The sequence below is a fragment of the Streptomyces sp. NPDC001157 genome (assembly GCF_053598255.1).
In genome coordinates this window covers 1-11,309 of sequence record NZ_JBSFJW010000077.1, presented here as the reverse complement: position 1 = coordinate 11,309, position 11,309 = coordinate 1, and the positions used below count along the sequence as shown (strand labels likewise).

The 11,309-nt window shown below is 70.3% G+C and carries 12 protein-coding genes; 5 read left to right on the top strand and 7 right to left on the bottom strand.

From position 1 onward, the window contains the following. The first annotated feature begins 166 nt into the window (after window positions 1-166). Genes ACWDAG_RS47475 through ACWDAG_RS47465 form a run of 3 tightly spaced genes read left to right on the top strand, consistent with a single transcriptional unit; the run spans window position 167 to window position 2,624 of the window. On the top strand, window positions 167-1,162 hold the full coding sequence (locus ACWDAG_RS47475; RefSeq protein ID WP_450701823.1) for a small ribosomal subunit Rsm22 family protein: 996 nt from the start codon (window positions 167-169) through the stop codon (window positions 1,160-1,162). A gap of 25 nt (window positions 1,163-1,187) precedes the next feature. Then, window positions 1,188-1,850 carry a TetR/AcrR family transcriptional regulator gene (locus tag ACWDAG_RS47470; protein ID WP_450701822.1) on the top strand — a complete coding sequence of 221 codons (663 nt, stop codon included), beginning with the start codon at window positions 1,188-1,190 and terminating at the stop codon, window positions 1,848-1,850. Between the two features lie 39 nt (window positions 1,851-1,889). After that, window positions 1,890-2,624: a bifunctional DNA primase/polymerase gene (locus tag ACWDAG_RS47465; protein WP_450701821.1), complete on the top strand. Its 735-nt coding sequence runs from the start codon at window positions 1,890-1,892 to the stop codon at window positions 2,622-2,624. A gap of 13 nt (window positions 2,625-2,637) precedes the next feature. Here ACWDAG_RS47465 and ACWDAG_RS47460 read toward each other — a convergent pair whose 3' ends face one another. The 4 genes from ACWDAG_RS47460 to efeO are packed head-to-tail and all read right to left on the bottom strand — an operon-like array spanning window position 2,638 to window position 6,907. Beyond that, complete coding sequence (locus tag ACWDAG_RS47460; protein ID WP_450701820.1) at window positions 2,638-3,639, bottom strand: hypothetical protein; 1,002 nt, start codon at window positions 3,637-3,639, stop codon at window positions 2,638-2,640. Next, window positions 3,599-4,471, bottom strand: a complete 873-nt coding sequence (gene efeU / locus ACWDAG_RS47455) for an iron uptake transporter permease EfeU (protein WP_450701819.1) — start codon at window positions 4,469-4,471, stop codon at window positions 3,599-3,601. Before efeU ends, ACWDAG_RS47460 begins: the two co-directional genes overlap by 41 nt. Window positions 4,472-4,474: 3 nt before the next feature. Then, window positions 4,475-5,752: an iron uptake transporter deferrochelatase/peroxidase subunit gene (gene efeB, locus ACWDAG_RS47450; RefSeq protein ID WP_450701818.1), complete on the bottom strand. Its 1,278-nt coding sequence runs from the start codon at window positions 5,750-5,752 to the stop codon at window positions 4,475-4,477. Between the two features lie 15 nt (window positions 5,753-5,767). Continuing rightward, window positions 5,768-6,907, bottom strand: coding sequence for an iron uptake system protein EfeO (efeO, locus tag ACWDAG_RS47445; protein WP_450701817.1), 1,140 nt, complete (start codon window positions 6,905-6,907; stop codon window positions 5,768-5,770). A 364-nt stretch (window positions 6,908-7,271) separates the two neighbouring features. On the opposite strand from efeO, the gene ACWDAG_RS47440 reads away from it, so the two are divergent. Continuing rightward, window positions 7,272-7,928 (top strand): PhzF family phenazine biosynthesis protein, encoded by a 657-nt coding sequence (locus ACWDAG_RS47440; RefSeq protein ID WP_450701816.1) that lies wholly within the window; start codon window positions 7,272-7,274, stop codon window positions 7,926-7,928. Between the two features lie 10 nt (window positions 7,929-7,938). Here ACWDAG_RS47440 and ACWDAG_RS47435 read toward each other — a convergent pair whose 3' ends face one another. Both ACWDAG_RS47435 and map read right to left on the bottom strand, forming a co-directional pair. Continuing rightward, window positions 7,939-8,586 (bottom strand): biliverdin-producing heme oxygenase, encoded by a 648-nt coding sequence (locus ACWDAG_RS47435; RefSeq protein ID WP_450701815.1) that lies wholly within the window; start codon window positions 8,584-8,586, stop codon window positions 7,939-7,941. Between the two features lie 109 nt (window positions 8,587-8,695). After that, on the bottom strand, window positions 8,696-9,553 hold the full coding sequence (gene map, locus ACWDAG_RS47430) for a type I methionyl aminopeptidase (protein ID WP_450701814.1): 858 nt from the start codon (window positions 9,551-9,553) through the stop codon (window positions 8,696-8,698). Window positions 9,554-9,611: 58 nt separating this feature from the next. On the opposite strand from map, the gene ACWDAG_RS47425 reads away from it, so the two are divergent. Next, window positions 9,612-9,842 carry a hypothetical protein gene (locus ACWDAG_RS47425; protein WP_115908505.1) on the top strand — a complete coding sequence of 77 codons (231 nt, stop codon included), beginning with the start codon at window positions 9,612-9,614 and terminating at the stop codon, window positions 9,840-9,842. On the opposite strand, the gene ACWDAG_RS47420 is transcribed toward ACWDAG_RS47425, so the two are convergent. After that, entirely contained in the window at window positions 9,843-11,147 is a 1,305-nt protein-coding gene (locus ACWDAG_RS47420) for an MFS transporter (protein WP_450701813.1), read from the bottom strand. Window positions 11,148-11,309: the final 162 nt, after the last annotated feature.

Sequence of the window (11,309 nt, the reverse complement as noted above, 5' to 3'; positions counted from 1 at the left end):
CTGGGGGCTGCGCCCCCAGACCCCCGCTTTCGGCCTGAACGGCCTCGTCCTCAAACGCCGGACGGGCTGAAAGACCAGCCCCTCCGGCGTTTGAGGAGCGGGGGTCCGGGGGCCGGCCCCCGGTACGGGACGGGTAGGGGCGGCGGGGGCGAAATAGAATCGGTGGGTGAACGACCCCGTAGCCCCGGCCGAAGTCCTGCGTCGCCGTCTTGGCAGCCTCCTCGACGGGCTCCCGCCCAAGCAGGCCGCCCAGGCCGTCGACCGCCTCATCGCCAACTATCGCGGGGCCACCCCGACCGACGCCCCCATCCTCCGCGACCGCGCCGACGTAGCCGCCTACGCCGCATACCGGATGCCGGCCACCTTCGAGGCGGTGCACGCCGCGCTGGAGGCGTTCGCCGACGCCGTGCCGGACTTCACACCCACCAGCCACACCGACGTCGGCGGCGGCACCGGTGCCGCAACCTGGGCCGTCACCGCCACCTGGGACGGCACCCGCCCGGTCACCGTCCTCGACTGGGCGGAACCGGCCCTCGCCCTCGGTGAGGAAATCGCCGCAGCCAACCCGGCCCTGGAACAGGCCAGTTGGCGGCGCGCCCGCATCGGCGCCGCCCTCACCCTCGACGACACAGACCTCCTCACCGTGTCCTACGTCCTCAACGAGCTCTCCGAACCCGACCGCGCCGCCCTCGTCGACGCCGCCGCGGCCGCCGCCCGGGCGGTAGTGATCGTCGAGGCCGGCACCCCCGCCGGGTACACCCGCGTCATCGAGGCCCGCGACCGTCTGATCGCCGCCGGGTTCCACGTCGCCGCGCCCTGCCCGCACAGCGCCGGCTGCCCGATCGTCCCCGGCGAGGACTGGTGCCACTTCGCGGCCCGGGTCAGCCGTTCCTCCCTGCACCGCCAGGTCAAGGGCGGCTCCCTGCCGTACGAGGACGAGAAGTTCAGCTACGTCGCCGCCGCCCGCTTCCCGGTCGCCCCGGCGCCCAACCGCGTCGTACGCAAGCCCCAGATCCGCAAGGGCCAGGTGCTCCTGGACCTGTGCGAGACCGAACCGTCCCTCGGCCGCACCACGGTCACCAAACGCCACGGCGACCTCTACAAGGCCGCGCGGGACGCGGACTGGGGCGACCCCTGGCCGCCGTACACCCAGGAGTCGTAGCACCGCGAGCCGGTACCGTCGGTCCATGGTCAAGAAGCCCGCCCCCGACGCCACCCGCCGCAGCGAGAGGTCCCGTCGCGCGATCTACGACGCCGCCCTCGCGCTGGTCGGCGAGGTCGGCTACCCGAGGACGACCATCGAGGGCATCGCCGCCCGGGCCGGCGTCGGCAAGCAGACGATCTACCGGTGGTGGGGGTCGAAGGCGGACGTCCTGCTGGAGGCGTTCCTCGACCTCAGCGCGCAGGCGGCGCGGGAGGCCGGCCAGGAGCCGTACGTCATCCCGGACACCGGGGACCTCGCCGCCGACCTCAAGGCCGTGCTGCGGGTCACCGTCGACCAGCTGAAGGACCCCCGGTTCGAGGTGCCCTCCCGGGCGTTGGCCGCCGAGGGACTGGTCAACGAGCAGCTCGGCCGGGAGTCCGTGGCCAAACTCCTCGAACCTTCGCTCCAGCTGTACGTCGACCGGCTGCGTTCCGCACAGGAAGCCGGTCAGGTCCGGGCCGATGTCGACCCGCGCATTGCCCTGGAGCTCTTCGTCTCACCGATCGCCCAGCGCTGGCTGCAGCACACGGGCCCGATCTCGTACGACTACACCGACACCCTCGTCGAGTACGCACTGCACGGTCTTGCCCCACGTACCCCGGATGTCCCTTCTGGTACCCCGGAGCACGGGGCGGTGGGACCATAGGGCATGCTGTTGCGCACGACAGCGAGGCGAGGGTGATAGATGAGCGCGGAGTTGGGCGGCCAATCCGGCCGGCAGGGCAAACTCTCCCAGTGGCTGCGTGGCCGCCGCCCGAAGGAGACCGGCGCCGACGACGGCGGCCGTGAGGCCCTGCTGCTCGCCGCCGCCTCAGCGGGTCTGCCGCTCGCCCCCGCCGCGTATCCCGCCCCCGGCTACCGCTGTTCCTGCGACCGCGTGGGCTGTCCCACGCCGGCCCGGCACCCGGTGTCGTTCGCCTGGCAGACGCAGTCCACGACGGACCGTGCGCAGATCGAGCGCTGGGCCCGGCACCAGCCGCAGGCCAACTTCATCACCGCGACCGGCATGGTGCACGACGTTCTCGACCTGCCCCTGGAGGCGGGCCGGGAGGCCCTGGAGCGGCTGCTCGCGTCAGGGATCGAAGTAGGCCCTGTTGCCGAGAGCGACGACGGCCGGCTGCTGTTCTTCACCCTCACCCGCGGCACCCCCGAGGACGAGGACGAGTGGTGGCCATGCGAGCTGGACTGCCACCCCGAGACGATGGACGAGCACCCCGGACTGCGCTGGCACTGCCGCGGCTCCTACGTCCTCGTACCACCCGCCCGCCTGCCCGGCGACCAGGGCGTGCACTGGGTGCGGGGCCCTGAGCACCCGCTGCCGGATCCGCTGAGCCTGCTGGAGATTCTCACGGACGCGGGTACCCGGTACGCGGGCGAGGAGCCCGACCACGCGAACGCGGCCTGGCCCCTCCGCCACTAGCATCCAGGCAGGTCTAGGACCCCTGCGCGGACGTCAGTCCCTCCAGCCGGGACAACACCGACACCTGCCCGCCGTCGGCGCCCTGCTGCGGGTCCAGAGCCACCCCGTTGGACATGTACTCCAGCGTCAGCGACTGCTTGATCTCGCCGGTCGTCAGTGCCTTCACGCTCGCGTTCTGTGCGGGGATCGAGGTGCCCTCCGCGGCGGTCTGCTTCTCGTAGCGGCGGTTGGTGAAGAAGACCAGCGCACCGCCGTCCGCCGTGCGCAGCGCCAGCGGGGCGTAGTCGCCGCTGATCAGCGGCTCGTCGATGAACTGCGTGACGAGACCCGGCTTCTTTTCGTCCTTCTTGCGCTTCGCGCGCCACTGGTCGGTGTGCACACCCGAGGCGAAGACCTTCCCGCCGTTCTTCAGATACGCCGCGTAGTCCTTGCTCAAGTCCGCGGGCGGGACGGCGAATTCGGTGGAGTTCGCCGGTACGGCCTCGGCCCAGCCGTCCGCGTCCTTCTTCACCTTCGGCAGCGTGCCCGGGCGGATCAGAGTCAGATACGCCACCTGCCACGGCCGACCCAGGCCGTCGCGGTGGAACACCAGCAGCCAGTGCAGGTCGCCGCCCTTGTTGCCCTGTGCCTCCGCGACGAACCAGCGGGGCCAGCCCGCCTTCTTGGGGATCGTGTACGTCACGTCGGTCAGCTGCAGCGGCGTGTGTGCCGGATTGCCGGACGGGCTGAGCGTGTGACCGGCCTTGAGGCGGGCCGCGTCGATGTCGCCCAGGGCGCCGGTGACATGGTCGGCGTCGAGCGAACTGTCGTACGCCTTGTCCGCCTTGTTGTACGCGGACGTGAACTGTTCGAGCGCCTTGGCCGCCTCGGCGCGGGTGGAGGAGGGGAGCACCTCGCGCTCCCCGTGCACCACCACACAACCGCTCGCCGTCAACGACAAAGCGGTCACCGAGGCCGCAATCAGTGCGCTTCGCTCAAGCCTGCGGAGCCTTCGAGGGCCGCGATCCCTGCTCATCAGGTGTCTTCACCTTCCCCTTCCCGGAGGCGAACCCTACCGGGGCGAAGAACAGCGCGAGTGTCGGGATCAGGTACAGCAGCCACACCGTGACCTGAAGGACGGTCGGGTCCGGCTGGAAGTTGAAGACGCCCTTGAGGAGGGTGCCGTACCAGCTGTCCGGCGGGATGGTGTCGCTGATGTCGAACGCGAGGTGTGTCAGGCCGGGGATCCAGTCGGCCTCCTGGAGGTCGTGGAAGCCGTACGCCAGGACGCCCGCGGCCACCACGACCAGCATGCCGCCGGTCCAGGTGAAGAACTTCGCGAGGTTGATCTTCAGGGCGCCGCGGTAGAAGAGCCAGCCCAGGAGGACCGCGGTGGCCAGGCCCAGCGCGACGCCGATCAGGGGGCGCGGGGTGCCGTCGCTGGCCGCGTGGACCGAGGCCCACACGAACAGGGCGGTCTCCAGGCCCTCCCGGCCGACGGCGAGGAACGCGGTGGCGACCAGGGCGCCCGTGCCCATGGCGAGGGCCGCGTCCAGCTTGCCGTGCAGCTCCGACCTCAGATGCCGGGCGGTGCGCCGCATCCAGAAGACCATCCAGGTCACCAGGGAGACGGCGACGACGGAGAGCGAGCCGCCGAGGGCCTCCTGCGCCTCGAACGTCAGCTCCTGGGAGCCGAATTCGAGGACGCAGCCGAAGCCCATCGCGATGAGCACGGCGATGGAGATGCCGATCCAGATGGGCCGGATGGCGTCCCGGCGGCCCGTCTTGACCAGGTAGGCGATCAGGATGCAGACGACCAGGCTGGCTTCGAGCCCCTCGCGCAGACCGATCAGATAGTTGGAGAACACGACTCACGCCTCCTTGGAGAACAGCGTGCTGCCCCACCAGTCGTCCTTGTCGCGGACCCCGGGCGGAACGGCGAACACCGCCGAACCCACGTGCTGGATGTACTCGTTGAGGGCGTCGGTCGCCGACAGCCTGCGCTGCAGCGGGATGAACCCCTTGCGCACGTCCCGCTGGTAGGCGAGGAAGAACAGGCCCGCGTCCAGGCGGCCGAGGCCGTCGGTGCCGTCGGTGAAGGAGTAGCCGCGGCGCAGGATCGTGATCCCGTTGTTGGAGTCGGGGTGCGCGAGCCGGACGTGCGCGTCGGGCTTCATGGCCTTCAGGAACGGCTTGTCGTGCTCCTTGGCCTTGCCGACCGGGGCGCCCTCGCCCTTGTCGCGGCCGAAGACGTCCTCCTGCTCCTGCAGCGAGGTGCGGTCCCAGGTCTCGATGTGCATCCGGATGCGCCGCGCGACGAGATACGACCCGCCGGTCATCCAGTCGGGACCGTCCTTCTCGCCGACCCACACGAACTTCTTCAGACGGTCCGTCTCCGTGCCCGCGATGTTGCGGGTGCCGTCCTTGAAGCCCATCAGGTTGCGCGGGGTCTGCGCGTCCGGGGTCGTCGACGAGGTCTTGCCGAAGCCGAGCTGCGACCAGCGGATGTTGACCTTGCCGAAGCCGATGCGGGCCAGGTTGCGGATCGCGTGCACGGCGACCTGCGGGTCGTCCGCGCAGGCCTGGATGCACAGGTCGCCGCCGGTGCGGTTCCTGTCGAGGTTCTCGCCGGGGAACTGCGGCAGGTCCACCAGCGCCTCCGGCCGGTGGTCCTTCAGCCCGAACTTGTCGAACAGCGAAGGCCCGAAGCCGATCGTCAGCGTCAGCCGCGAGGGCTTGAGTCCCAGCGCCTCACCGGTGTCGTCCGGCGGGGCCTCGGCGAGACCGCCGTACGCGCCCTCCCCGACCGCCTTCCCGCTGGTCATCCGGCGCGCGGCCGCCGTCCAGTCCTTCAGCATCTGCACGAACTCGGCGCGGTCGTCCGTCTGTACGTCGAACGCGGCGAAGTGCAGCCTGTCCTGCACGGGCGTGGCGACGCCGGCCTGGTTGGCGCCGTGGAAGGCGACCGCGGCGCCCATGTCGGCGCCGGCCGGGTCCACGTCGTTGCCGACGCGGGTCATCGCGACCGCACCGCCGGCCGCGGCGGCACCGAGCGCGAGGCCCGCACCGCCCCAGCCGATCAGCGAACGCCGGGAGGGGGCCTGGGGGGTGCCCGCCTCGTTCGTGGCGGCTTCCTGGATGTCCGTCATGGTGTTGTCCGTCCCCTACTTGACGACGGCGGCGGCGAGCTTGGACAGCGGCTCCGCGAGCGCGTTCACCGCGTCCGAGAGCTCCTTGCGCTGGTCCTCGGTGACCTTGTCGTACGACACGAAGCCGTCCGAGGTCTTGTCCGTGCGGTACTTGTCGAGCGTGCTGTTCAGCGCGGCGAACTGCTTGTCGAGCTCGGTGGTCAGCGCCTTGTCGTTGGTCTGCGCGACCGGCTTGAGCAGCTCGTACGCCTGCTGGGCGCCCTCGACGTTGGCCTTGAAGTCGCTCAGGTCGGTGTGCGAGTAGCGGTCCTCCTCGCCGGTGACCTTGCCGGTGGCGACCTCGTCGAGCAGTTCCTTGGCGCCGTTGGCCATGGAGGTCGGGGTGATCTCGGCCTTGCCGACCCGCTCCTGCCAGTCCTTCAGATCGGTGACCAGCTGGTCGGCGAGCGTCTTCTGCTCGGCGCCGATCTTCTTGTCCTGCCACAGCGCCTTCTCCAGCGCGTGCCAGCCCGTCCACTTCTGGCCCTTCTCCAGGCCGTCGGCGCGGGTGTCGGTCTTCGGGTCGATGTCACCGAAGGACTCGGCGATCGGCTCCGTGCGCTCCCAGCCGACCCGGGAGGGGGCGTAGGCGTCCTGGGCGGCCTTCAGGTCGCCGGCCTTGATGGCCTTGGCGAAGACCTCCACCTTCGGGAGCGTCGCGTCGGCCTGCTCCTGCGCCCACTCGCGGTAGTCGGCAACGGCCTTGTCCAGCTTGGGGTTGCGCTTGGCGGCGGCGCCGGAACCGGTCACGGTCAGCTTCTGCCGGACGCCGTGGCCCTTCATACCGGGTCGGCAGGCGATCTCGTACTCGCCCGCCTTCACCTCGGCGGTCAGCGTGTACTTCGTACCGGACCCGATGTTCTCCTTCTCGGAGACGATCCGGTCGTCCGGGAAGAGGATCTCGACCTCGGTCGCCTTGGAGCCCTTGTTCTCGATCTTCAGGGTGACCTGTCCGGCGGGCACCGACTTGGCGGAGGTGTCGCACTTGGAGTCGGCGGCGGTCACCTGGATCGCGGCGTCACCGTCGCCCTTGCTCTTCTCCGTGCACCCGGTGACGGCGGTCAGCGCCGCCGCGGTGGCGACGGCGGTGACGACGGAGAGTCTGGCGGCTCGCATGCAGGCTCCTGAGGCTGGCGAAAAATCGCGTGTCGAGGCTCACGCAGGGATGGTGAGGCTCGCCTAACTTATCTAAGGCTTGCCTGCGTAGTACCCGCCCATGCGGTGATTCAGCTCTCATGGACGCTGTATGAGCACGGCGCGATCACGATGGCTCAAAACACACCCCAAGGGATGGTCAAGGGAGCGTCAAGGAAACTGCTTGGGTGCCTGCTCAGCGAAGCCCTCGGCCGGCCGACCGGCAGCCGCGACACGATCGGCGCACGGAATCGCGATCCGGTGCGCACAGACGGAGCCGAGCCCCGGACCGTGCAACGCGACCGCGAGCGCCTCCTCTTGACACGCTCAGTGTTTCAATTTCCCCGTGACCGACTACGACGTGCTCCGCGTCTTCTGCGCCCCGAACGGCGGCTACGGCAACGAACTCGGTGTCGTCCGCGAGGGATCCGTCATGCCCGACCGGGCGGAGCGACAGGCGTTCGCCGCCAAACTCGGGTTCAGCGAGACCGTTTTCGTCGACGACCCCGAGCGCGGAGTCATCGACATCTACACCCCGACCCTGCGCCTGCCCTTCGCCGGCCACCCCTGCGTCGGCGCCGCCTGGCTCCTCGACGTGGACGAGTTGGTCACCCCGGCAGGGCTGGTCGGGGCGCGCCAGGACGGGGAGTTCAGCTGGATCGAGGCGCGCGCGGAGTGGGCCCCGCCGCGCACGTTGCGCCAGTACGCCACGGCCGCCGAGGTCGAGAGCCTGCCCGTCCCGCCGAAGGGGGAGTGGATCTACGCCTGGGCCTGGGAGGACGAGCCCGCCGGCCGTGTCCGCGCCCGCGGCTTCCCCGGCCGCGACGACGGCATCGACGAGGACGAGGCCACGGGCGCGGCGGCGCTGCTTCTCACCGACCGGCTCGGCCGGGCGCTCAACATCACCCAGGGGGCGGGGTCGCAGATCCTTACGGCTCCGCAGCCGTATGGGTGGGTCGAGATCGGGGGGCGTGTGTATCTGGAGCGCCAGCCGGAACGCTAGGGACTGATCCCTATGCGCTCAGTGGGAACTCTTCGCCCAGCGCCCGGAACACCCCTGTGTTCAAGGCGAACGCCCGCTTGCACTCCGCGACGATCCGCTGCTTCTCCAGGTCGTCCGCCCGGATCCCGTCCAGCAGTTCCCGGTAACCCCTCTTGAACGCAGCCGGGTTGCCGATCCCCTCGAACACGTAGAACCGCACCCCGTCGCCCTTCCGTGCGAACCCCCACGTCCTCTCCGCCTTGTCCCGGATGATCTGTCCGCCGGAGAGGTCTCCCAGGTAGCGGGTGTAGTGGTGGGCGATGTAGCCGCCGGGCCACTGCTCGGCGCACTCCCGTACCCGCGCCGCGTACGCCCGTGTCGCCGGCAGTGCGGACAGTGCCGCCCGCCAGCCGGGGCCGCGCAGGTGGGCCAGGTCCCGCTCCAGTGCCGTCAGCCGGAAGAGTTCCGGGCGGATGAAGGGGCCGGCCACCGCGTCGGAGGCCAGGCGGTCGGCTTCGGCCTCCAGGGCCTCGTAGACGAACCACAGTTGCTCGGTGTAGCGCGCGTACGCCTCCACGCCCAGCCGCCCGCCCAGCAGGTCGCTCATGAACGTCGAGGTCTCCGCCTCCATGTGCTGCTCGTGGGACGCGGTGCGGATGACGGTCGAGAAGGAGTCCATGGGCGCCGTCTTTCAAGGTTGCCGACAGGCTGTCGGTAAAAGTGTACGAGAAAAGACCCGCCCCGGCAGGAGGGCGGGCCTTCGAAGATCGATACGGGATACGGGATCCCTACGGCAGGGTGAGGATCTCTGCCCCCGACTCCGTCACCACCAGCGTGTGCTCGAACTGGGCCGTCCGCTTGCGGTCCTTCGTGACGACCGTCCAGCCGTCGTCCCACATGTCGTACTCGTGCGTCCCGAGCGTCAGCATCGGCTCGATCGTGAACGTCATCCCGGGCTGCATGACAGTCGTCGCATGCGGGCTGTCGTAGTGCGGGATGATCAGGCCGGAGTGGAAGGACGAGTTGATGCCGTGGCCCGTGAAGTCGCGGACAACGCCGTACCCGAACCGCTTGGCGTAGGACTCGATGACCCGGCCGATGATGTTGATCTGGCGGCCCGGCTTGACCGCCTTGATCGCGCGGTTCAACGACTCGCGGGTCCGCTCCACCAGCAGTCGCGACTCCTCGTCCACGTCGCCGACCAGGTAGGTCGCGTTGTTGTCGCCGTGCACACCGCCGATGTACGCCGTCACGTCGAGGTTGACGATGTCGCCGTCGCGCAGCACCGTCGAGTCCGGAATGCCGTGGCAGATCACCTCGTTGACCGAGGTGCACAGGGACTTGGGGAAGCCGCGGTAGCCGAGCGTCGACGGGTAGGCGCCGTGGTCGCACATGTAGTCGTGCGCCACCTTGTCCAGTTCGTCGGTGGTGACCCCCGGCGAGATGAGCTTCGCCGCTTCCTCCATCGCCTGCGCGGCGATCCGGCCGGCGACCCGCATAGCCTCGATCGTCTCGGGCGTCTGCACCTCCGGCCCGGTGTACGGCGTCGGGGCGGGCTTGCCGACGTACTCGGGACGGCGGATGTTTCCGGGTACGGAACGGGTGGGGGACAGCTCCCCTGGGACGAGCAGCGACTGGCCAGACATGCCAGTGAGTCTAACCAGCGGGCATGGGGGAACATGTTCCTGGCGAAAGGAGCCGGTGATGGCCCTGTTCAAGAAGCGGACGGTCGGCAAGCCGGGCGAGTGGTACTACTGCCTGGAGCACAAGAAGGTCGAAGAGGGGCCGGAGTGCCCCGCCAAGGACCGTTTCGGGCCGTACGCCTCCCGTCAGGAGGCCGAGCACGCGATGCAGACGGCGCGCGAGCGCAACCTCGAGTGGGAGAACGACCCCAAGTGGCACGACGCCCCTGCCGGAACCCCTGACGACGACTGATCAGGCCTGCGCCGTCGTCCGTGCCGGTGCGGCTGCTGCCGTCCGCTGATCGCGCAGCCGCAGCGCGTGCTCGTTCGTGCGCACGTCGTACGTCATCAGCTTCGGCAGGCACAGGGCGAGGAGACCTACGGCCCCCGCGCAGAGCAGGCCGCCCGACCAGACGGACGCCCGCACGCCCCACCACGCGGCGAAGCCGCCGGAGCGGACCTGGCCGACGGTCGGCCCGACCGAGTACGACAGCAGCTCGATCCCGGCGAGACGGCCGCGCAGCTCGTCCGGGATCGTCTGGTTCCACATGGCCCCGCGGAAGATCCCGCTGACCATGTCGCAGCCGCCGGCCACGGTCAGGAACAGCAGGACGAGCCATACGTTGCCGACGACGCCGGCGGCCGCGATCGCCAGGCCCCACAGCGCGGCCGACAGGGCCACCATCCGCCCGTGCCGGTGCACCCGTGAGGTCCAGCCGCCGGTCAGGCCCACCAGCATCGACCCGGACGCCTCCGTCGCATACATCAGCCCCAGTGCCCAGTTCGCGTCCAACTCGTCGGCGAGGAAGGGCAGCACCGCGAGCGGCATGGCCAGGAACATCGCGGCGAGGTCGACGGCGTAGGTGCCGAGGAGCTCCTTGCGGCTCCAGGCGTAGCGGGCGCCTTCCGCGATGGCCCTCAGCGACGGCTTCGCGGCCTCGTGGGCGGCGGGCGAGGCGGCGATGCGGACGATGAGGAGCACGGAGACGACGAAGGTCGCGAGGTCCGCGCCGTACGCCCAGCCGAGGCCCGCGTACGCCACGACCACGCCCGCCAGGGCCGGGCCGGCGACGCCGCCGACCGTCCAGCGCAGGGAGTTCAGGGCGGAGGCGGCGGGCATGTGCTCGTGGGCCACGATGCGGGGCCAGAGGGAGTCGATGGCCGGGCGCTGTACGGAGACGAGGGCGGAGGAGAGGGCGGCGACGGCGTACAGCGGCCAGACGGTGGGGTGCGGGAGCAGGGCGTTGGCGAGCAGGGCTGCGCTGAGCAGGCCCTGACCGGCCTCCGTCCAGAGGATCAGCTTGCGTTTGTCCATCGCGTCGGCGAGGGCGCCTCCGTACAGCCCGAACACGAGCAGCGGCAGGAGCTCCACGGCTCCGATCGCGCCGACCGCGGCCGCCGATCCGGTGAGTTCCTTCAACTGCACCGGCAGCGCGACGAACGTCAGGAAGCTCCCGAAGTTCGAGATCGTTCCCGACACCCACAGTCGGCGGAAGTCGCGGGAGTCCCGCCAGGGGGTGAGGTCGGGGAGGAGTGCGCGTAGGCGGGAGGGGGTCACGAAGGGTCATGGTCGGCGGGGGTGACGGCCCCGGGCAACCGGTTTTCGCCCCCGCCGCCCCTACCCGTCCCGACCCTGGGGGCTGCCGCCCCCAGACCCCCGCTTTCGGCCTGAACGGCCTCGTCCTCAAACGCCGGACGGGCTGAGATGGCTGAGCCAAAT